23 protein-coding genes are annotated in these 21,319 nt (G+C 26.2%); 21 read left to right on the top strand and 2 right to left on the bottom strand.

Annotated features, from left to right (window positions below):
* Positions 1-3 precede the first annotated feature (3 nt).
* Positions 4-645: a glycosyltransferase family 2 protein gene (locus tag OM90_RS09115; protein ID WP_058486581.1), complete on the top strand. Its 642-nt coding sequence runs from the start codon at positions 4-6 to the stop codon at positions 643-645.
* Here OM90_RS09115 and OM90_RS09110 read toward each other — a convergent pair.
* Complete coding sequence (locus OM90_RS09110) at positions 642-1,082, bottom strand: hypothetical protein (RefSeq protein ID WP_058486580.1); 441 nt, start codon at positions 1,080-1,082, stop codon at positions 642-644. The genes OM90_RS09115 and OM90_RS09110 overlap by 4 nt on opposite strands.
* 266 nt (positions 1,083-1,348) lie before the next feature.
* On the opposite strand from OM90_RS09110, the gene OM90_RS09105 reads away from it, so the two are divergent.
* From OM90_RS09105 to ligA, 15 genes are all read left to right on the top strand, one after another.
* Positions 1,349-2,053, top strand: a complete 705-nt coding sequence (locus OM90_RS09105) for a response regulator transcription factor (protein ID WP_058486579.1) — start codon at positions 1,349-1,351, stop codon at positions 2,051-2,053.
* 3 nt (positions 2,054-2,056) lie between these two features.
* On the top strand, positions 2,057-3,820 hold the full coding sequence (gene pnpS, locus OM90_RS09100; protein ID WP_058486578.1) for a two-component system histidine kinase PnpS: 1,764 nt from the start codon (positions 2,057-2,059) through the stop codon (positions 3,818-3,820).
* 139 nt (positions 3,821-3,959) lie between these two features.
* Positions 3,960-4,388, top strand: a complete 429-nt coding sequence (locus OM90_RS09095) for a hypothetical protein (protein ID WP_058486577.1) — start codon at positions 3,960-3,962, stop codon at positions 4,386-4,388.
* A gap of 5 nt (positions 4,389-4,393) precedes the next feature.
* Complete coding sequence (locus OM90_RS09090; protein WP_058486576.1) at positions 4,394-5,734, top strand: methyl-accepting chemotaxis protein; 1,341 nt, start codon at positions 4,394-4,396, stop codon at positions 5,732-5,734.
* A gap of 68 nt (positions 5,735-5,802) precedes the next feature.
* On the top strand, positions 5,803-5,961 hold the full coding sequence (locus OM90_RS12800; protein WP_160323656.1) for a hypothetical protein: 159 nt from the start codon (positions 5,803-5,805) through the stop codon (positions 5,959-5,961).
* Between the two features lie 117 nt (positions 5,962-6,078).
* Entirely contained in the window at positions 6,079-6,981 is a 903-nt protein-coding gene (locus OM90_RS09085) for a phosphate ABC transporter substrate-binding protein (RefSeq protein ID WP_058486575.1), read from the top strand.
* Positions 6,982-7,050: 69 nt separating this feature from the next.
* The gene (gene pstC / locus OM90_RS09080) at positions 7,051-7,986 is read left to right on the top strand and encodes a phosphate ABC transporter permease subunit PstC (protein WP_278335804.1); all 936 of its coding nucleotides are present in this window, start codon (positions 7,051-7,053) and stop codon (positions 7,984-7,986) included.
* Between the two features lies 1 nt (position 7,987).
* Positions 7,988-8,815 (top strand): phosphate ABC transporter permease PstA, encoded by an 828-nt coding sequence (gene pstA / locus OM90_RS09075; RefSeq protein WP_058486574.1) that lies wholly within the window; start codon positions 7,988-7,990, stop codon positions 8,813-8,815.
* A 15-nt stretch (positions 8,816-8,830) separates the two neighbouring features.
* Positions 8,831-9,586, top strand: coding sequence for a phosphate ABC transporter ATP-binding protein PstB (gene pstB / locus OM90_RS09070; RefSeq protein WP_058486573.1), 756 nt, complete (start codon positions 8,831-8,833; stop codon positions 9,584-9,586).
* A gap of 26 nt (positions 9,587-9,612) precedes the next feature.
* The gene (gene phoU / locus OM90_RS09065; protein WP_058486572.1) at positions 9,613-10,266 is read left to right on the top strand and encodes a phosphate signaling complex protein PhoU; all 654 of its coding nucleotides are present in this window, start codon (positions 9,613-9,615) and stop codon (positions 10,264-10,266) included.
* Between the two features lie 118 nt (positions 10,267-10,384).
* Complete coding sequence (locus tag OM90_RS09060) at positions 10,385-11,092, top strand: phosphatase (RefSeq protein WP_058486571.1); 708 nt, start codon at positions 10,385-10,387, stop codon at positions 11,090-11,092.
* Between the two features lie 64 nt (positions 11,093-11,156).
* Complete coding sequence (locus OM90_RS09055; protein ID WP_058486570.1) at positions 11,157-11,453, top strand: YerC/YecD family TrpR-related protein; 297 nt, start codon at positions 11,157-11,159, stop codon at positions 11,451-11,453.
* Between the two features lie 61 nt (positions 11,454-11,514).
* The gene (gene pcrA / locus OM90_RS09050) at positions 11,515-13,728 is read left to right on the top strand and encodes a DNA helicase PcrA (RefSeq protein WP_058486569.1); all 2,214 of its coding nucleotides are present in this window, start codon (positions 11,515-11,517) and stop codon (positions 13,726-13,728) included.
* 196 nt (positions 13,729-13,924) lie between these two features.
* The gene (locus OM90_RS12795; RefSeq protein ID WP_160323655.1) at positions 13,925-14,101 is read left to right on the top strand and encodes a hypothetical protein; all 177 of its coding nucleotides are present in this window, start codon (positions 13,925-13,927) and stop codon (positions 14,099-14,101) included.
* A 100-nt stretch (positions 14,102-14,201) separates the two neighbouring features.
* Complete coding sequence (gene ligA, locus OM90_RS09045) at positions 14,202-16,130, top strand: NAD-dependent DNA ligase LigA (protein ID WP_084758015.1); 1,929 nt, start codon at positions 14,202-14,204, stop codon at positions 16,128-16,130.
* A 17-nt stretch (positions 16,131-16,147) separates the two neighbouring features.
* Here the strand turns inward: ligA and OM90_RS09040 are convergent, their stop codons facing one another.
* The gene (locus OM90_RS09040; RefSeq protein ID WP_058486567.1) at positions 16,148-16,327 is read right to left on the bottom strand and encodes a hypothetical protein; all 180 of its coding nucleotides are present in this window, start codon (positions 16,325-16,327) and stop codon (positions 16,148-16,150) included.
* A gap of 196 nt (positions 16,328-16,523) precedes the next feature.
* Between OM90_RS09040 and OM90_RS09035 the strand changes: the two genes are divergently transcribed.
* The 5 genes from OM90_RS09035 (at position 16,524) to OM90_RS09015 (ending at position 21,238) form a co-directional block, all read left to right on the top strand.
* Positions 16,524-18,767: an N-acetylmuramoyl-L-alanine amidase gene (locus tag OM90_RS09035; protein ID WP_058486566.1), complete on the top strand. Its 2,244-nt coding sequence runs from the start codon at positions 16,524-16,526 to the stop codon at positions 18,765-18,767.
* A 177-nt stretch (positions 18,768-18,944) separates the two neighbouring features.
* On the top strand, positions 18,945-19,379 hold the full coding sequence (locus tag OM90_RS09030; protein ID WP_058486565.1) for a GerMN domain-containing protein: 435 nt from the start codon (positions 18,945-18,947) through the stop codon (positions 19,377-19,379).
* Positions 19,380-20,126, top strand: a complete 747-nt coding sequence (gene rph, locus OM90_RS09025; RefSeq protein WP_058486564.1) for a ribonuclease PH — start codon at positions 19,380-19,382, stop codon at positions 20,124-20,126. It abuts the gene before it with no gap.
* On the top strand, positions 20,126-20,731 hold the full coding sequence (locus OM90_RS09020) for an XTP/dITP diphosphatase (RefSeq protein ID WP_058486563.1): 606 nt from the start codon (positions 20,126-20,128) through the stop codon (positions 20,729-20,731). Before rph ends, OM90_RS09020 begins: the two co-directional genes overlap by 1 nt.
* Positions 20,732-21,238, top strand: coding sequence for a metallophosphoesterase (locus OM90_RS09015; RefSeq protein ID WP_058486562.1), 507 nt, complete (start codon positions 20,732-20,734; stop codon positions 21,236-21,238). It abuts the gene before it with no gap.
* Positions 21,239-21,319: the final 81 nt, after the last annotated feature.

Here is a 21,319-nt window from a genome sequence, read left to right as displayed (position 1 = left end):
TTTATGAATATATCAGCTATTATTCCTGCTTATAATGAAGAAGAAAGAATAGGAAAAGTTTTATCAGTATTAATAGAATGTGATTTTATTAAAGAAATTATTGTTGTAAATGATGGTTCAACGGATAAAACTTCAAAAGAAGCAAGCAGATATTCCATAACAATTATAGACCTACCTATTAATTTAGGAAAAGGTGCAGCCATGATGAAAGGAGTTGAAGAAAGTACTGGAGAATGGGTATTATTTTTAGATGCAGACTTAAAAGGATTAACAAAAGAACATATTATTTCTATGGTTGAATATATTAAATATGATAATATAGATATGATAATAGGAAGGTTCACTAAAGGAAATTTTATTACAGATATATCTCATAAAATCCTGCCTTGTTTATCAGGACAAAGATTAATTAGAAGAGAAATATTAACTAAAATTCCTCATTTAAAAAGTTCTAAATACGGAGTAGAAATTACTATAACTAAATATATTTTAAAGAAGAGATTAAAAGTTAAAAAAGTAGATATGCCTCATCTAAGACATATCCCTAAAGAGAAAAAAAGAGGATGGATAAAGGGAAAGATAGAAAAGTATTCAATGTATTTTGATATTATATCCTCTTTGTTTAGTATAAATAGATATATTTAATCTTGGTATTCATATGATAAGTTATTTTCTTTACTTTGTCTTATTGCCTCACAAATTTGAACTAGAGATTCCCATTCATAATCAGAATTTATCATTCTTATTGTGTTTATAAAATCTATTCTCATTTTAGATGCAAATTCCTTTTTTAAAAGTTCAATTTCTTCATCAGAATTGGCCTGACTAGCCTGAATTAAAAATTCTTTAGCTCTATTACCTGTAGCAAAAGGAATAAATGGTTCTAATATATCTAGAGAAGCTTGGATAGCTTCATATTGTCTTTGAAAAGGATTATTTTCTACTTCAGAAATATAAGTATATAAAGATTCTAAATTTAGAAAAGTTACATTGTTAAGTTCTGAATAATCAAAATTATTTATTATTGACTTTAATTTATTTAATTCTTTTAATAGCTGCTCGCTAGTTAAAATATTATACATAATTATACCTTCTTTCTTGCAGCATAAATATTTTTCAATATTAATATTTGCAATACGAAAAAAAAATACACAATTAATATTTGTTTAATTTAGTTTAAAAAGTAATATATGTTTATACTATCCAAATAAATATTGTTATAAATTGTTGATTTTTAAAATAAAATAAAATATAATAAAACAAAGCATATGGATATATATGGTATAAATTCATAAACGCTATTATATAGCGTTTTTTTGTATAATTTGATTAAAGGAGTGGATTGAAAATGCAAAATAAGGTACTTATAGTAGATGATGAATTACATATTTTAGAGTTACTAAAATATAATCTTGAAGAAAATGGATATAAAGTTATACAAGCAGAATCTGGAGAAGAAGCAATAGAAAAAGTAAATTCTTCTGTAGATTTGATTATATTAGATCTTATGCTTCCAGGAATTGATGGATTAGAAGTTTTACAGAGAATAAGAAATAATGATAAAATAAAGAATATTCCAGTTATAATGCTTACAGCAAAAAATGAAGAAATAGATACTGTGCTAGGATTAGAAATGGGAGCAGATGATTATATAGGAAAGCCTTTTAGAATTCGTGAACTTTTAGCTAGAGTAAAAGCTGTTTTAAGACGTCAAAAATTTAAAGAAGATTTAGAAGAAAAAGAAAAAATAATCAGAATTGATAATCTAGAAATTAATGAAACAACTAGAACAGTGAGAAAAAATAACAAAATAATTGATATGTCGTTAAAAGAATTTGAACTTTTAAGAATGTTAGCTAAAAATCCCGGAAGAGTTTTTTCTAGAGATGATTTATTAGAGAAAATATGGGGATATGATTATTTAGGGGAAACACGTACAGTAGATGTGCATATAAGACATTTAAGAAAAAAGATAGAAGAAAATGATAGTTTACCATATTATATAAAAACTGTTCGAGGAATAGGATATAAATTTAGAGAGGAAAATAATTAAAATATGAAAAGAAAGCTTTTAGTTACATATATAATTTTAATTATATTTTCATGTTTAGTCACAGGTTTTTTTGCTATTAGGACCAGTCAAAATTATTATTATAATCGTTTAAATGAAGAATTGTTGGTTAAAGTAAAACTTATTTCAGATATTTTTATAAAAGAAATTAATTCTAATGAAAAAATAGATTTTCAGGAATTTAGCAAAAAATATGGAGAAGTTGTAAATGGTCGTTTAACAATTATAGATGAAAATGGTATAGTATTAGGAGATTCAGAAACATTACCAGAAACTATGGAAAATCATATAAATCGATTGGAAATAACTCAAGCTGCTAAAGGAGAAGTAGGATTTAGTAAAAGATATAGTAGTACATTAGGAATTTATTATATGTATATAGCTTATCATGTAAATGTAGAAAAATTTTCAGGTTTTTTAAGACTATCTATTCCTGTAACAGAAATTAGTCAAATGAACATAGAGATTATTAATTATAGTGTAGTAGGAATATTAATAGGAATTGTTATAGCTTTTATTATAGCTTTTATTTTTTCAAAAAAAATTTCAAAGCCAATTGGTCAATTAGTAATGGCTGCAGAAGAAATTGCTAAAGGTAATTATAATAAAAGGGTATATTTAAATGGATATAAAGAAATAGAAAAATTAGCTTATACATTTAATTATATGGTAAAAGAATTAAAATATTCATTTGTAAAATTTAAAAATCAAAATATAAAATTAGAATCAATATTAAATAGCATGACAGAGGGAATCATAGCTGTAGATTCTTCTTTTCATATTATGTTAATAAATCCTAAGGTATATGAAATATTTTCAATAGAAAAAGATTGTTATGGTAAGTTAGTTTATGAAGTAATAAGAAATCAAAAAATATTAGAAGTATTAGAGAATTCTTTAAAAAGTCAAAAATATATAGTACAAGAGTTAGAATTTGATGGAGAAAATAACAAAATATTAAGAGTATATGCTAATCCTATAGGGTCTACAGAGTATAAAGAATATATTATGGGAAGTCTTCTTGTGATTGAAGATATAACTAAGATAAAAAAATTAGAGCAAATGAGAAAAGATTTTGTATCTAATGTAAGTCATGAATTAAAAACGCCATTAACTTCTATTAGAGGATTTATAGATACTTTAAAAAATGGAGCTATAGAGGATAAAAAAGTAGCTAATAGATTTTTAGAAATTATAGATGTAGAATCAGAAAGGTTATATCGTTTAATTCAAGATATATTATATTTATCTGAAATTGAAACAAGAGAAAAAGATATTGACATGAATATGAATAATGTTGAAGACATAATAGATGAAGTTTTTGAAATTTTAAAACCTAAAGCAGATAAAAAGAATATTGGATTAGAGAAAAATATTGAAAAAGATATACCGTTTTTTTATTGCAATAAAGATAGAATAAAACAAATATTAATTAATATAATTGATAATGGAATAAAATATACTGAAAAGGGTAAAGTGACGCTTATTTGCAAAAGGGAAGGAGATTTTCTAAAATTTATCATAAAAGATACAGGGATAGGAATTCCTAAAGAACATATACCAAGATTATTTGAAAGATTTTATAGGGTTAATAAAGGTAGATCAAGAAAAATGGGAGGAACAGGGCTTGGTCTTTCCATAGTAAAGCACATTGTAAAATTATATAATGGAAGCATTAGTGTAGAAAGTAATGTAGGAGAAGGAACTATTTTCACAATTTTATTGCCACTAACTTCATATAAACAATAAAAAAGATAAGGTTAAACCTTGTCTTTTTTTATTTGTATAACTAAAACTTAACAAGAAATTAATCAAAAATTAATTATACCTTTATAAATAATATATATATTTAGATGGAACTAAACAGCTTAAAATGGGAGGATATGTGGTGATAATATCTAAAATAAAAACAAATACAAAGATTTTAACTAAAATTTTATTTGTAGTTTTTATCATGCAAATTTTTAGTTTAATAGTAGTAATCATTACTAGCTCTATTGTTATGACAAAAAGAATAAAAAATTTTGCTAATGAATCAGAAGTATTATTAGCTAATCAAATTGAGAAAACTTTTGAAATGTTATTTAAAAGTATTGAATTAACTTTACAAGGAATATCTAGGGAAAATAGTGTAACTAATATTTTAATATCAGAAAAATATAAAATTAAAATACTAGAAGATTTTAGACAGTATGAAGAAGGTAATGGAGTTATTAAAAAATTAATGGTTGCTAGTTTTAAAAATCATTTTTATCAATATCCAGAAATAAGTTCTGTCCCCAAAATTATAATCCTACTACAGAATCATGGTATATAAATGCAATGAAAAATAAAGGGAGAGTTGTATATTCATCCCCTGTTTTAAATGAAAAATCAAAAGAACCAGAAATTATAATTTCAAAAACATTTAATAAAGATGGAGAAGTAATAGGAGTTGTTGCTGCTGTAATTTCTGTAGATTATTTTAACTCTATTTTAAAAGATATTAAATTAGGAAAAACAGGATATGCTTTTGCCTTAAATTCTGAAGGAATAATAACAGCTCATGGAAATAAGGAAATAATTGGAAAAGATTTATCAAAAGAAATTAAGTTTCAAACTATAAAAAATATAGATTCGGGTGAATTAAAATATAGCATTGATGGAGTAGAATATTTTATGAATTTTGTGACAAATACAAGAACAGGTTGGAAGTTTGCCGTAGCAATGGATAATAATGAGATAGAAAAAGAGATTAAAGATATAATTTTTAAAAATATAATTATATTGTTTATATTATTAGTTTTAGGAGTAAGTTTTAGTATTAAAATTGTAAAAAGTATAACTAAACCAATGGAAGAACTTTTGAAAGGAATGGGGAAGATAGAGAAGGGAAATTTAACTATTCATTTGAAGAAAAAATCAAATGATGAAGTAGGAAAATTAACAAATCAATTTAATAAAATGATATCTCAAATAAGAAATTTAGTAAAAAGTATATTAAAAGTTAGCGGGTTATTAAATAAATCTTCTATAGATTTTTATCAAATTTGTGAACAAAATTCGGTATCAGTTCAAGAGATATCTTCCTCTTTAGAACAATTATCAAATATTTCTAATTATCAATTTCAAGAATCAGATAAAATATTAAAACAAATTATACAATTTTCAGAATATATAAATAAAATTATTCATAATGAAGAAGTTGTATTAGAAAAGATAAAAGAAAATAAAAAAATAAATAGATTAGGCATTTATAGAGTTAGAGAGTTACATAAAGCCTCTAAAAGAAATATGGATTTAGGGGAAATTGTTACATATGAAATAGAAGGATTACAAACAAAAACTAAAAAAGTAGTAAATATTATACATAATATTGAAAATATTGCAAAACAAACAAATTTAATTTCATTAAATGCAACAATAGAATCAGCAAGAGCAGGAGAATATGGAAGAGGTTTTGGAGTTGTAGCAAAGGAAATAAGAGAGTTATCAAAACAAACGGAAGAATTAACTAGTACAATTTATAATTATTTAGATGATATGGTTTTGCAAGTTGAAAAAACAACTAAAATAATGAAAGAAACAAAAGAAACTTCAAAATTACAATATGAAGCTATGTTAAATACAGAAAATATTTTTAGAGATATAGAAAATATAGCAGAAAAATTTCTGATGAAATAAATCAATTAAACAAAGCTATTTTAAATATAGATTCTGAAAAGAAAAAAATAATAAAAGAAATTGAACAGATGAATAAAAAAATATATAAATCAACAAAAATGTGTAAACAAATTCATATATCAGTAGAACATCAAGTTTTAAATATGGAAAAAATTTTTAGAAGAAGTGAAGAATTAATGCAGATGTCCCAGGAATTGAAGAAAACAGTTAATGTTTTTAAATTATAAAATAATAAGAGTTAACATGAAATTAACATAATCATTATAGAGCATTAACAAAAAGTTGTTAGAGTATTCTTGTGAGTAAAATACAAATAAGAAAGTAAAATATTGAGGAGGGAAATAATGAAGAAGTTGAGAATATTTAATTTAATTTTAATATTAACTATGGTGGTAACAATTTTTGTAGGATGTAATAGTGATAAAGAAGAAACTCAATCAGATCAAACAGCACAACAAGAACAAAATGTAGTAAATCAAGGAGAAGATAAGCTAGAAGGTACAGTAACTATGAGTGGGTCAACAACAGTATTGCCTGTTGCACAAGCAATAGCGGATGCTTTTGCATCAGTAGAACCTGGAATTACTGTTAACGTTCAAGGAGGAGGGTCTTCTACAGGAATTAAAGATGCGAATGCAGGAACTGTTGATATAGGAAATGCTTCTCGTGAATTAAAAGAAGAAGAAAAAGAGTGGGGGTTAACTGAACATGTGTTGGCATATGACGGTATAGCAGTGGTTGTACATCCAGAAAATCCCGTATCCGATTTAGATAAAGAAACAATAAATAAAATTTTTAGAGGAGAAATTAAAAATTGGAAGGAAGTTGGAGGAAATGATGCACAAATAGTTGTTTTAGGTCGTGAAGCTGGTTCAGGAACGAGAGGAGCTTTTGAAGAAATTGTAGGACTTTTAGATAAAAATGATGAAGGTAAAGAAGTAAGTGCTATGGTAGAGGATGCTCTTACATTTGATAGTAATGGAGCTTTAAAAGCTTCATTATCACAACAAAAAAATGGGATAGGATATCTTTCCCTTGGATATTTAGACGAAACAGTAAAAGCATTAACTATTAATGGAGTAGAAGCAACAGTAGAAAACGTAAAAGCAGGAACTTATGAAATTTCTAGACATCTTCTTATGGTAACTAAAGGAGAAATAAGTAAAGAAGCACAAGCCTTTCTTGATTATGCTCTAGGAGAAGAAGGGCAAAAAATAGTAGCAGAAAAATATATTCCAGCAAAATAAGTTTTAGGAACGATTTTAAATCGTTCCGTTATTTCATTAATGAAAATGTTTATAAATAGGAGGAAAGATATGAGCATAAAAGAAGTAGGTCTACCTATATTTCTAAATAAAATTAATTTAAAGAAAAAAGAAAATCAAAAGAAAAAAATTAAAGGAAAAGAAATATTAGAAAAAATAACAGAAAAAATTTTTTTGTTATGTGCATTTATGAGTGTTTTAAGTGTTGCTATGATTACAATCTTTATATTTGTTAAAGGAAGTCCTGCAATATTTAAAATAGGAATATTTAAGTTTATACTTGGAACGAAATGGAATCCAGAAGCAGAAATATTTGGAATATTGCCAATGATATTGGGGTCTTTATATGCTACTTTGGGGGCTATTATTATAGGAGTTCCTGTTGGTATATTAACAGCAGTGTTTATTGCAGAAATAGCGCCAAAATGGTTAGTAAATATTATAAAGCCTGCTGTGGAACTATTAGCAGGAATACCATCAGTTGTTTATGGTTTTTTTGGATTACTTACTATTGTTCCTCTAATATCTAAGAATTTTGGTGGACCTGGAAATAGTTTATTGGCTGTATGTATAATATTAGGAATAATGATATTGCCTACTATTATTAGTATTTCTGAAAATTCAATTCGTGCAGTACCAAAAGAATATAAAGAAGGTTCTTTAGCTATGGGGGCTTCCCGTATTCAAACTATATTTAAGGTAATACTTCCTGCTTCTAAATCTGGAATAATGGCAGGGATAGTTTTAGGAATAGGAAGAGCTATAGGTGAAACTATGGCTGTTATATTAATTTCTGGGAATGCAGCTATTATACCTAAATCTATTTTAAAACCTATTAGAACTCTAACAGCTAATGTAGCTTTAGAGATGGGTTATGCTTTTGGATTAGCAGAAGAAGCACTTTTTGCTACAGGAGTTATTTTATTTATTTTCATTATTATTTTAAATATAATATTAAACATTTTAACTCATAAAGTAGGTGAGTAATTTGAAAACTAGAAAAATTAAGGACGCAATATTAATGACAATGATTATTATATCCTCATTTATAACAGTAGGAATTCTTACATGGATTTTAATTTATGTAGTAGCTAATGGAATAGGAAAAATTAATTGGGAATTTTTATCTACAGCTCCTAAAGGATTTAATGAAGGTGGAATTTTCCCAATGATAATAACAACTATCTATATTGTATTATTATCAATATTAATTTCTACTCCTATAGGAGTGTGTGCAGCTATATATCTTGTTGAATATGCAAAACAAGGGAAAATAGTTCGAATCATTAGGTTTGCGACAGAAAGTCTATCAGGGATACCATCTATCATATTTGGATTATTTGGATATTTATTTTTTGTTAATCAAATAGGATGGAAATATTCCATATTATCTGGAGCCATGACTTTAAGTATTATGGTTCTTCCGACCATTATTCGTACAACTGAAGAATCTTTAAAAGCAGTTCCTAATTCTTATAGAGAAGGAAGTTTAGGATTAGGCGCTTCAAAGTTAAAAACAATAATAAAAGTTATTCTTCCCAGTGCTATTTCTGGTATTATTACTTCTATAATTTTAAGTATTGGTCGTATTGTTGGGGAAACAGCTGCTGTTTATTTTACAGCAGGTTTTGCACCAAGGATGGCAAAGAGTATTATGGATTCATCTAGGACATTATCAGTTCATATGTATGTTTTGACAAAAGAAGGAGATTTTGATAAAGGATTTGCTACGGCTACAGTTTTAATAATAGTTGTTTTAATAATTAACTTTATGGCTAATTTTATGTCCAAAAAATTTAACAAGACTAGAATGTAATGGAAGGAGATAAAAATGAAAAATGCAAAATTTAGCATAAAAAATTTAAATTTATTTTATGGAGAATTTCAAGCATTAAAAAATATTAGTATAGATATTCCAGATAGAGAAATTACATCTTTTATAGGTCCTTCAGGCTGTGGAAAATCAACTTTTTTAAAAACCCTTAATAGAATGAATGATTTAATTGAAGGAGTAAAAATTACTGGAGAAGTAAAGCTAGATGGAAAAGATATATTTGAAGATATAGATGTCATAAAATTAAGAAAAAAAGTAGGAATGGTTTTCCAAAAACCTAATCCTTTTCCCATGAGTGTTTATGATAATATAGCCTATGGTCCTCGTATTCATGGAATAAAAAAGAAATCTATATTAGATGAAATAGTTGAAAAAAGTCTTAGATCAGCTGCTATTTGGGATGAATTAAAAGATAGGTTAAAAAAGAATGCTTTAGGATTATCAGGTGGACAACAACAAAGACTATGTATAGCTAGAGCTTTGGCTGTAGAACCAGAAGTTCTTCTTATGGATGAACCAACTTCAGCCTTAGACCCTATTTCAACTTTAAAAATAGAAGACTTAGCAGTAGAACTTAAAAAGAAATATACTATTATAATAGTAACTCACAATATGCAGCAAGCTGCCCGTATTTCTGATAATACAGCATTTTTCTTATTAGGAGAAATAATTGAGTTTGATAAGACAGAAAAAATATTTAGTAATCCTAAAAATAAGAAAACAGAAGATTATATTACAGGAAGATTTGGATAATAAAATCAAATGAAAGGATTGAAAATATGTCTACTAGATATGAATTTGAAAAAGAATTAAATAAAATGCATAATGATTTATTAAAAATGGGAGTAATGATAGAACAATCTATAAGTGATACAATTAAGGCTATGAAAAATCAAGATATAGAATTAGCAAAAGAAGTAATAAAAAGAGATGACAAAATTGATAATATGGAAATTTCTATGGAAACAGAATGTATTATGATTATTGCAAGACAGCAACCAATAGCTAGTGACTTAAGATTAATAACTTCTATTTTAAAGATTATAACTGATTTAGAAAGAATTGCAGACCATTGTGCAGATATTTCTGAGTATGTTATTAAACTTGCAAAAGAAAATTATAAAAAACCTCTTGTTCATATACCTTTAATGGCAGATAAAGTAAAAGAAATGGTAAAAGAAACGATAGATAGTTATATAGAGAAAAACATTGAAAAAGCTGATAAAGTTATTAAAGAAGATGATATTGTAGATCAATATTTTTATGATATTATAGAGGAAATTCAAGCATTAATGAAAAAAGATTCAAATTTTATTATGCAGGGAACATATTTTATTTTTATAGTAAAATATCTTGAAAGAATGGCTGACCATGCTACTAATATATGTGAATGGATTAAATATAATATAACAGGGAATTTAAAATATAAATAAAAATCCATTATACAAAAGTATAGTGGATTTTTTATTTATAATAAACTTGCAATAGTATAATAATGTGTTAATATATTTATATTAATTAAATATAGGAGACTTAAGGAGATGAATTTTAATGAAATTTGTTTTAGATACTCATTGCCATACAGTTTCTAGTGGGCATGCTTATAGCACATTATTAGAAAATGCTAAGTATGCTTCTGATACAGGTTTAGAATTAATAGCTATTACTGACCATTCGGATAGATTACCTGGAGGAGCTCATTTATTTCATTTTCATAATATGTCTGTAATTCCTAAAAAAATATATGGAGTAGAAATTTTAAAAGGAGTAGAAACAAATATAATAGATTATAGTGGAAATGTAGATTTAGATGAAGAAACTTTAGAAATGTTAGATATTGTAATTGCCAGTTTTCATCCCCCATGTATTAATCCAGGGAGTATGAAAGAAAATACAAATGCTTTAATAAAAGCTATGGAAAATCCGCATATAGATATAATAGGACATCCAGGAGATCCAAGATATCCTATTGATGTAAAAGAAGTAGTAAGTGCTGCTAAAGAATATAAAACTTTACTTGAAATAAACAATCATTCATTAAGACCAGGAAGTTTTAGAGCTGGAGGATCTGACATTGTTTTAAATATAATAAAAGAATGTATTAATATAAATATGCCTTTTATTATGGGAAGTGATGCTCATATTTGTTTTGATGTAGGGAATTTTAGATATATTGAAGAACTTATAAAAGACATAGAGGTTCCAGAGCATTTAGTTGTAAATACTTCAGTAGAAACATTAAAGAATTTTCTGTCTTGACTTTAGTACTTTCATACTGTAAAATATTAAAAAGTGTTATAGGAGGTATGAAAGGAGTAATAAAATGAATTCCAAAATTAAAGATGAGGCTACGGACCATCTTTTTGAAGCAATTTTGACTCTTAATAGTGTAGAAGAATGTTATTCCTTTTTTGAAGACATATGTACAATTCATGAAATTAAGGCTTTAGCTCAAAGATTAGAAGTAGCAAAGATGTTAAGACAGCGAAAAACTTACTCTGAAATTACAGAAAAAACAGGAGCCTCAACAGCAACTATAAGTCGAGTCAATCGTTCATTAATATATGGTTCAGATGGATATAATATGGTACTTGATAGATTAGAAAAAAATAATAAATAATAACCCTTTCCAATATTTTTATGGAAAGGTTTTTATTTTGAATTAGAAAAGGAGAATAAATATGAATTTAATTGAAGGGTTAAATCCCAAACAAAAAGAAGCTGTGTTGCAAACAAAAGGCCCAGTATTAATTTTAGCTGGAGCCGGTTCAGGGAAAACAAGAGTATTAACCCATAGAATAGCTTATCTTATAGAAAAGGAAAATGTTTTACCATGGAAAATACTAGCTATTACTTTTACTAATAAGGCCGCTAAAGAAATGAGAGAAAGGGTTAATGCCTTAGTAGGTGAAATGGCAGAAGAAATTTGGGTTAGTACCTTTCATTCAGCTTGTGTAAGGATTCTTAGAAAAGATATTGATAAGTTAGGATATAATCGTTCTTTTACTATTTATGATACTGCTGACCAAAAAAATATTATAAAAGAATGTTTAAAAGAATTAAATTATAATGAAAAAAATTATCCTATAAATAATGTTTTAGGAACAATAAGTAATCAAAAAAATGAATTAATAGGGCCTGAAGAATTTTATAAAAATAGTAAGGGAGATTTTAGAAAAGAAAAATTAGCCAATATATATGAGATGTATCAGAAAAAACTAGAAAGTAATAATGCATTAGATTTTGATGACATTATATTTAAAACTGTAGAGTTATTTTTATATCATCCAGATATTTTAGAATATTATCAAAATAGATTTGAATATATTATGGTGGATGAATATCAAGATACTAATACTGCTCAATATAAATTAATAAGTCTTTTAGCTTCTAAACATCAGAATCTTTGTGTAGTAGGAGACGATGACCAAAGTATTTATGGGTGGAGAGGGGCTAATATAAGAAATATTTTAGATTTCGAAAAAGACTTTAAAAATGCAAAAATAATAAAATTAGAGCAGAATTATCGTTCAACTAAAATTATATTAGAAGCTGCAAATTCAGTAATAAAAAATAATTTTGGAAGAAAATCAAAATCCCTTTGGACAGAAAATCAAAATGGAAGTTTAATAGAAATTATAGAAGCTGATAATGAAAATAAAGAAGCAGATTTAGTTGCTAGTGAAATTATTAATCAAATTGAAGATGGTAGAGAATATAAAGATTTTGCAATTTTATATCGCACTAATGCACAATCCCGTGTATTAGAAGAACATTTTATAAAACATTCTATTCCTTATAGATTATTAGGAGGAGTAAGATTTTATGAAAGAAAAGAAATAAAAGACCTATTAGCATATTTAAGGGTAATTCAAAATCCTTCTGATGATTTATCTTTAAAAAGAATTATAAATGTTCCTAAGAGAGGAATAGGAAATACAACTGTAAGTAAAGTAGAAGAATATGTTTTATCTAGTGGTATGAGTTTTTTTGATATTATTAGAGAACAAGAAATAGTATCTCAATTTGGAAGAGCTGTCTCTAAATTAAAAAAGTTTTCAGATTTAATAGGTGGGTTACAAGTTCAATCAGAAATTTCTAGTGTTGAGGAACTTATAGAAGAACTACTATCAAAAACAGGATATTTAAAAGAACTAGAAAAGGAAAATACAGAAGAAGCTAAAGAAAGAATACAGAATATTAAAGAATTAATATCAAAAGCTTCAGAGTATGATAAAAATGCAGAAGAACCTAGTTTACAAGGATTCTTAGAAGAAGTTTCTCTAGTAGCAGATATTGATAATTATGATGAAACAAATAATGCTGTAACATTAATGACTCTTCATAGCGCAAAAGGTTTAGAATTTCCATATGTATTTATTACAGGATTAGAAGAGGGGATTTTTCCTAGTTATATGAGTATTGTATCAGAAAAAGAAGATGCAATAGAAGAAGAAAGAAGATTATGTTATGTAGGAATAACTAGGGCAAAAGAAAAACTTTATTTATGTTATGCAAAATCTAGAACAATTAGAGGAACAACCCAATATAATAGACAATCTAGATTTATTGAAGAAATTCCTAAAGAACTTATAAATATAAAAAATAAAGAAAAAAAATCATCTGATCTTTTAGCGGGAATTAGAAATAAGAATAGAATTTTACAAAGTTACAAACCTTATCAAGGGGCTCTTTCAAGTAAAGAAAATTTAGGATCTAAAAATATTTCTTTAGAATATCAGTGTGGAGATTTAGTGAAACATTTAAAATTTGGAATAGGTACTGTTGAAGATATTAGATATGCGGGAGCAGATTATGAAGTTACAGTTTTATTTCCAAAATACGGGAAAAAGAAATTAATGGCAGGGCTTGCAAAACTAAAAGTAGTAGAGTAGAGCATTCTTTTAATAGAAAATATAAGTAAAAAGTAGCAATATTATAAAAAACAAAGATAATAAGAGATAAATTAAATATACAATTATATTTAAACTATAATAACAGCTGGAAAAATTGTAATAAAAAGTAAAATATGTTATAATACATAAAAAAGAAAAGCTTTATCTACTATTTTGAGATAAGGAAAGTGATGCCATGAAAAACGAAAATAATCAAGAGCTTCTAAAACTAATTGAAATTACTAAAAGATTTTTAGAATTTGCAGAAAATCTTTTAAAAAATGGTAAAATAACCAAAGAACAGTATCAAGAAATGACTAAAAATAAGATTCGTTTTTTAAATGATATAGAAAAGAAAGTTATAAGTAAATAAGTAGAATACAGACTTTTGTCTGTATTTTTTTTGACTATTATAGTATTATAAAAATATGTATAAAAATAATTTATGGCTTTAGGAGGAAATTATGGAAAGAATGAAAGAATTAATAAATATTTTGAATAAAGCTTCAAAAGCTTATTATCAAGAAGATAGGGAAATTATGTCAAATAAAGAATATGATGCTCTTTATGATGAATTACAAGAATTAGAAAAGAAAACAGGAATAATTTTATCTGATAGCCCTACGCAAAAAGTAGGTTATACTATACTTAGTAGTCTTCCAAAGGTAAAACACAGTCAAAGGATGCTTTCTTTGGATAAAACAAAAGAAATTGCTCAATTAAAAAATTTTTTAGGAGATCAAAAAGGGCTACTTTCATGGAAATTAGATGGACTTACTATTGTATTAACTTATAGAGATGGTAAATTATTTCAAGGGGTCACAAGAGGAAATGGAGAAATTGGAGAAGATATAACTAATAATGCAAAGACATTTAAAAATATTCCTCTTTTTATTCCTTTTAAAGGAGAATTAATATTAAGGGGAGAAGCAGTTATTAAATATTCTGATTTTAAAAAAATAAATGAAAATCTTCCTCCAGAGGAGCAATACAAAAATCCAAGAAATTTATGTAGTGGAAGTGTAAGACAATTAAATAATGAAATTACAGCTAAAAGAAATGTATATTTTTTTGCTTTTAGTTTAGTTGAAGCTCAAGGGAAAGATTTTGAAGATTCTAAAGTTAAAAGCTTAGAATGGCTTAAAAGTTTAGGGTTTGATATAGTAGAATATAAATTAGTTACAAAAGATAATGTAGAAGAAGTAGTTTATGAGTTTGAAAAAAATATTTCCCATAATGATTTTGCTTCCGATGGATTAGTGTTAACTTATGATAGTATATCTTATTCTTTATCTTTAGGAAGCACTGCAAAATTTCCAAGAGATTCCATAGCTTTTAAATGGAAAGATGAGATGAAAGAAACAAAACTTTTAGCTATTCAATGGAACACATCTAGAACCGGGCTTATAAATCCTGTAGCAGTATTTGAAAGTGTTGAATTAGAGGGAACTACTGTAAATCGTGCTAGTTTACATAACTTAAGTATATTAGAAGACCTTAAACTAGGAATAGGCGATACTATTAAAGTGTATAAAGCTAATATGATTATTCCTCAAGTTGCAGAAAATTTAACTAAAAGTAATAATATAGAGATTCCTAAAGAATGTCCTGTATGTAAAGGAAAAACGGAGATTATACAAGTTAGAGAAGGGAAAGCGCTTTATTGTACTAATCCAAATTGTGAGGCTCAAAGGATTAAAACATTAACCCATTTTGTTTCTAGAGATGCTATGAATATAGAAGGATTATCAGAGGCCACTATTGAAAAATTTGTAAAAAAAGGATTTATAAAAGATTTTATTGATATTTATAATTTATATTTATATGAAGAAGAAATAAAAAATATGGATGGATTTGGTGAAAAATCCTATAAAAATTTAATAAATTCTATAGAAAAATCAAAACAAGTTGAATTACCTAATTTAATATATGCTTTAGGATTAAATCATGTAGGACTTAGTAATGCAAAATTACTTTGTAAATATTATAATTATGATTTAGAAAAAATAATTAATTGTAAAATGGAAGAACTTATAAATATAGAAGGATTTGGCGATATAATTGCTAATTCTATTTACACATATTTTAATAAAGAAGAAAATAAAGAAAGAATATATAAATTAAAAGACCTTCTACAAATACAAGTTACTAAAATAAATGAAGAACAAATTTTAAAAGATAAGACTTTTGTTATTACTGGAAAAGTGGAGCATTTTAAGAATAGAAAAGAATTAAAAGAAAAAATAGAATCTTTAGGAGGGAAAGTAACAGGAACTGTAACAAAAAATACAGATTATTTGATTAATAATAATATAGAATCTAATTCTTCTAAAAATAGAAAAGCAAAAGAATTAGGAATTACTATTATTACAGAAGAAGAATTTTTAAATATGATAAAATAGGGGTCCTATTTAGGACCCTATTTTAGAGAAGATTTTAAGGATGAAAGATTTTTTTTATGAATGTTTTTGTTTTCAAAATAAGGACAGTCAATAGAATAATTTTCATCGGTATATTTAGAGACATTAGAGGCCGTTTTTAATGTGCATTTTCCATCTAATTGATGACTACATTTATAAGAACAATTTATATTAATCATAAATATACACCTCCTAAATATAGTTTGTACAGAAAAACATTAAATAAGCACACTTATTAAATTCGACATAATATTCCAAAAGAAATATTTTTTTATTACAAAATTATTTCAAATTCATTAAAAAACTTTTATATACAAATAATTTCTGATATAATTCTTATGTAAGATAGAATATAAAATACTAGCGGAGGGAAATATGAAATTATTAAAATATATAGCATACATATTAATATTTATTATAAATTTTTCTACAATTCAGATTTATGCTGAAGAGAATACAGGAATTACTTTGGTATATGATGGAGAAACTCATATTTATAATGAAAAACCTATTAAATTAGTTATAAACGGAGAAGAAATTAATTCAGTTATGCCTCCTATTATATTTGATGGAAATACTTTAGTTCCTACAAGGGAAGTTTTTGAAGCAATGGGAGCTATAGTAGAATGGAAAGCTGATACTAAGGAAGCCTATATAGGCATGGAAGATACATTAGTTATTCTTAAAATGAATACTGATAAAGCATGGGTAAATGGTGTAGATGTTTCTATTCCTATGGAGCCTAAAATTATTAATGATAAGGTTATGATTCCGCTTAGATTTGTAGCAGAAACAATAGGATTTAATGTAGAATGGGTTCAATCAGAACGTATGATAAAAATTGATAATACAGTAGAAGAAAATATTGAAGATGATATAGATAATAATGAAGAAATTATAGATGAAGAAATAGATAATAATAAAGAAATAGAAGAAGAAATAGAGGAAAAAATAGAGGAAGAAATAGAATATATAGATATAGAAGACATTCCATCTTTACCTACAGAACTAGCAGAAGAGCCAATAATTTTAGAAACAGATATTGATATAAAAGAAAAAGAAGAAATAAATTCAATTATTGAAAGTCAATCGCATCCTACAACAGATATTATTGATGTAGAAATACTTGATAATTCTTATCAATTTAAAATTTCAGCATCAGGCCCTATAAGCTCTGTAGACCATATGCTTTGGGAAGATAAAATAGTTATAGATATAAATAATGCTAATATGGAACTTGAAAAAACAATAATAGAGGTTGATGATAATAATTTTATTAAATCCATAAGAGCTAGCCAATACAGTTCTGAACCTAAAGTAGTAAGAGTTGTATTTGATTTAAATAATCCATCAAATTATAATATTATAATGTCTGAAGATAGACAAAATTTAATTGTAGAAATTAGGAAGACTATATTAACTAGTATAGAGCTGACTCAAAATACAATAGGAGATATGATAATTATAAATGGAGATAACACTCCTAATATTAATGTGTTTAGATTAACTACTCCTGATAGATTAGTCATAGATGTTTTTAATTGTGAATCTAGTTTAGGATTTATTGAAGAATTAGTAAAAGGTCAATATATTAGTGGAATAAGAACATCACAGTTTGATGAAAATACTTTTAGAATTGTATTAGATTTAAATGGGCAACCGGCATATGAAATTATTCCTTTAGAAAATAATGCAGTTGCTATTCAGTTATCTATTCCAAGTTATAAAAATATAAAATATATAAATGATGATAGTACTAAATTAATATTAGTAAAACCAGATGAAGATTTTAATATTAATTCAATTGTTCAAGAAGATGATTATATGAATAAAATATATAAAATTACTTTTCCATATAATTATATAAATGTATATGGTCATGGTATTTTTCATATAGGAGATGGGAAATTAGATAGTATTGAAATAGGATTAAATGATGAGGGAAAAACAGAATTTAAGTTTTTAGAGAAGAAGGTATTTGCTTATGATATATATGAAGAAGATAATTACATAGTTATTTCAATTTTAAGACCAAGGGAAAAATATAAAAAAATATTGGTTTTAGATCCAGGGCATGGTGGTAAAGACCCAGGAGCTATAGGAAATGGATTATATGAAAAAGAATTAAATTTAGATATAAGTTTAAGATTATATGATCTTCTTAAAAATAATAGTGAAGATATTAAAGTATATATTACAAGGACAAGTGATACATATCCTACACTACAGGATAGAAGTAATTTAGCAAATGAAGTAGAAGCTGATATATTTTTAAGTGTACATAATAATTCCTTTTATAGTACGCATAGAGGGACGGAAGTTTTATATTATCCGACATCAACTAGCGATAGCTCTGAATTAACAGGGAAAATAATGGCTCAAATTTTTCAAAAATATCTTGTAGAGACTTTAGGAACTCAAGATAGGGGTATAAAAGAAAGACCAGAACTTTATGTACTTAGAACAACTAAAATGCCGGCTGTTATAGTTGAAATTGCATTTGTAAGTAATGTAGAAGACGCTAATCTTCTTAAATCAGATTCTTTTAAACAAAATGCAGCAGAAGCTCTTTATAAGGGAATAATAGATATTTTTGAAAAATATCCTACTAATAGATAAAATATATAGGGAACCTGTAAAAGGGTTCCTTAAAATTTGTCATTTATTTTGAAATTATATATTTTAAATATAGCAAATATATTATAAAATAAGATTATGTAGAAATCTCTTAGACGAAATAACTTGTACTTATCTACCGATTGGTATAAAATGGTAAATACCAAGGAGGTAGATATAATGAATGAAACAACTTATTTATTTATTTTAGTATTTATGGGACTAATGTTTGTTTCACCTGCGTTGACAGAACAAATAACTTATGTTAATAATTATGAAATGAAAAAACCTGAAGAAAAGGTTGGAAAGGAATTGACTTCTTTTTTTGAGAATACTACTGATAAAGAAAATTTAATTCCAGAGAACACAAAACTTATAAATGTTACGTTTCAAGATGGACATTTAATTTTAAATATTTCAAAAGAAATAAAAAATTATGGAGGAACTTTAACAGAAGAATGGATAATAGATAAGATTTTATCTATTGGTTTTTCTGCTAACGATGTAAATAGTATAACAATTCTTATTGAAGGAGAAAAAGATTATTTTCCAGAAGGAACAATAATTGACTCCTACAAAAAAGAAGATTGGCTAAAAAGAAAGGAAGAAAAATAAATGGAAAGAATGGACAAAAGAGATTACGCAGAAATTAGACCTGTAAAGATAACTCGTAATTATATTAAATACCCAGAAGGGTCTGTATTAATTGAAATGGGAGAAACAAAGGTTATATGTAATGCAAGTGTAGAAGATAGAGTACCACCATTTAAAAAAGGATCAGGAGAAGGGTGGATAACAGCGGAATATTCCATGCTTCCTAGGGCAACTGAAACAAGAAATATAAGAGATATTCACAAATTAAGAATGAATAGCCGTTCAGTTGAAATTCAAAGACTAATAGGAAGGTCTCTTCGTTCAGTGATAGATTTTTCAGCATTAGGAGAAAGAACTATTACTCTTGATTGTGATGTAATACAAGCAGATGGTGGGACAAGAACAGCATCAATTACAGGAAGTTTTGTTGCTTTAGCAGATGCTTGTTATGGTTTATTAAAAAATGGAGTTATAGAAAAAATGCCTATTAGAAATTTTGTTTCAGCAATTAGTGTAGGAGTAGTGGAAGGAATACCAATGCTAGATTTATGTTATGAAGAAGATAGTAGGGCAGATGTAGATATGAATATCATTATGACAGATAAAGAAGAATATATTGAAATTCAAGGGACAGGAGAAAAATCTCCATTTTCTTTTGATATTTTAAATACCTTAATACAATTAGGTAATAAAGGAAATATTGAATTAATACAAAAACAGAAAGAAGTATTAGGAGAGATTGCAGATATTATTGGAGGAAGTTATTAATGAAACGAATTATATTTGCTACTAAGAATAAAAATAAAATAGTGGAAATAAATGATATAATGAAAGATCTTGATATAGAAATAGTATCAATGGAGGAAGCAGGAATTGATGTAGATATTATAGAAGATGGAAATACTTTTGAAGAAAATGCAATAATAAAAGTGAAATCAGTTATGAAATTTACAAGTGATATTGTAATGGCAGATGATTCAGGATTAGAAATAGATTATTTAAATGGAGCTCCAGGAGTATACTCTGCCCGTTTTGAAGGAGAAAATACGCCTTATGATATTAAAAATAAAAAGATTTTAAATATGCTTGAGGGAGTAGAAGAAGAAAAAAGAACTGCTAGATTTGTATGTATAATAGCAGCAGGCTTTAAAGATGGAAGTATTATTACTACTAAAGGAACAATAGAAGGAATGATAGGTTATGAAATAAAAGGGAAAAATGGTTTTGGATATGACCCCATATTCTATGTTCCAGAGTATAAGATGACAACGGCTCAGATGCCAAAAGATTTAAAGAATAGAATTAGTCATAGGGGAAAAGCATTAAAAGAAATGAAATATAAGCTTATGGAAAGATTGGGGGACATGGTATAGATGAAGCTTTTAATTTTAAGCGATAGCCATGGAATCCTTTCTTATAGTAAAAAAGTAATAGAAAAAATAAAAGATAAATTAGATATGATTATTCATTTAGGAGATTATTATGAGGATGCAAAGGAATTAAGAAAAGAAATTAATAATATTCCTTTGCATCATGTAGCAGGGAATTGTGATTTTGGGATAGATAAAAAAGATGAAATAATAAATATTTATAATAAAAAAATATTAATAACTCATGGACATAAATACAAAGTAAAATGGGGATATAATAGGATAAGCTATTATGGAGAAGAACAAGGAGCAAATATTGTACTTTTTGGGCATACTCATATACCTATAATTGAATACTATAATGGGATATTATTTTTAAATCCAGGGAGCATAAGTATGCCTAGGGGAGATATTTTAAATCCTACTTTTGGGATATTAGATATTGAAAAAAATGGGAAAATAGAAGCTGTTATTATGAGTGTAGAAAAGAATAATTTAAATAGATTCTAAATTGCAATATTAAATGCAACACTTATGTTTAGTAGAAATCATGCTTGATTTTAGGTGTTAAAGTATAAAATTAGCCTTAAG

The sequence above is a fragment of the Defluviitalea phaphyphila genome (genome assembly GCF_001466305.1).
GTDB classification, from domain to species: Bacteria; Bacillota; Clostridia; order Lachnospirales; family Defluviitaleaceae; genus Defluviitalea_A; species Defluviitalea_A phaphyphila.
The sequence above is the reverse complement of the archived record's forward strand: the minus strand, read 5'-3'. Positions and strand labels throughout refer to the sequence as shown.

Excerpts from the sequence above, each read along its gene's own strand:
- OM90_RS09115 (WP_058486581.1), top strand. The coding sequence starts at position 4 with ATGAATATATCAGCTATTATTCCTGCTTATAATGAAGAAGAAAGAATA.
- OM90_RS09110 (WP_058486580.1), bottom strand. The coding sequence starts at position 1,082 with ATGTATAATATTTTAACTAGCGAGCAGCTATTAAAAGAATTAAATAAA.
- OM90_RS09105 (WP_058486579.1), top strand. The coding sequence starts at position 1,349 with ATGCAAAATAAGGTACTTATAGTAGATGATGAATTACATATTTTAGAG.
- pnpS (WP_058486578.1), top strand. The coding sequence starts at position 2,057 with ATGAAAAGAAAGCTTTTAGTTACATATATAATTTTAATTATATTTTCA.
- OM90_RS09090 (WP_058486576.1), top strand. The coding sequence starts at position 4,394 with ATGAAAAATAAAGGGAGAGTTGTATATTCATCCCCTGTTTTAAATGAA.
- OM90_RS12800 (WP_160323656.1), top strand. The coding sequence starts at position 5,803 with ATGAATAAAAAAATATATAAATCAACAAAAATGTGTAAACAAATTCAT.
- OM90_RS09085 (WP_058486575.1), top strand. The coding sequence starts at position 6,079 with ATGAAGAAGTTGAGAATATTTAATTTAATTTTAATATTAACTATGGTG.
- pstC (WP_278335804.1), top strand. The coding sequence starts at position 7,051 with ATGAGCATAAAAGAAGTAGGTCTACCTATATTTCTAAATAAAATTAAT.
- pstB (WP_058486573.1), top strand. The coding sequence starts at position 8,831 with ATGAAAAATGCAAAATTTAGCATAAAAAATTTAAATTTATTTTATGGA.
- phoU (WP_058486572.1), top strand. The coding sequence starts at position 9,613 with ATGTCTACTAGATATGAATTTGAAAAAGAATTAAATAAAATGCATAAT.
- OM90_RS09060 (WP_058486571.1), top strand. The coding sequence starts at position 10,385 with ATGAAATTTGTTTTAGATACTCATTGCCATACAGTTTCTAGTGGGCAT.
- OM90_RS09055 (WP_058486570.1), top strand. The coding sequence starts at position 11,157 with ATGAATTCCAAAATTAAAGATGAGGCTACGGACCATCTTTTTGAAGCA.
- pcrA (WP_058486569.1), top strand. The coding sequence starts at position 11,515 with ATGAATTTAATTGAAGGGTTAAATCCCAAACAAAAAGAAGCTGTGTTG.
- OM90_RS12795 (WP_160323655.1), top strand. The coding sequence starts at position 13,925 with ATGAAAAACGAAAATAATCAAGAGCTTCTAAAACTAATTGAAATTACT.
- ligA (WP_084758015.1), top strand. The coding sequence starts at position 14,202 with ATGAAAGAATTAATAAATATTTTGAATAAAGCTTCAAAAGCTTATTAT.
- OM90_RS09040 (WP_058486567.1), bottom strand. The coding sequence starts at position 16,327 with ATGATTAATATAAATTGTTCTTATAAATGTAGTCATCAATTAGATGGA.
- OM90_RS09035 (WP_058486566.1), top strand. The coding sequence starts at position 16,524 with ATGAAATTATTAAAATATATAGCATACATATTAATATTTATTATAAAT.
- OM90_RS09030 (WP_058486565.1), top strand. The coding sequence starts at position 18,945 with ATGAATGAAACAACTTATTTATTTATTTTAGTATTTATGGGACTAATG.
- rph (WP_058486564.1), top strand. The coding sequence starts at position 19,380 with ATGGAAAGAATGGACAAAAGAGATTACGCAGAAATTAGACCTGTAAAG.
- OM90_RS09020 (WP_058486563.1), top strand. The coding sequence starts at position 20,126 with ATGAAACGAATTATATTTGCTACTAAGAATAAAAATAAAATAGTGGAA.
- OM90_RS09015 (WP_058486562.1), top strand. The coding sequence starts at position 20,732 with ATGAAGCTTTTAATTTTAAGCGATAGCCATGGAATCCTTTCTTATAGT.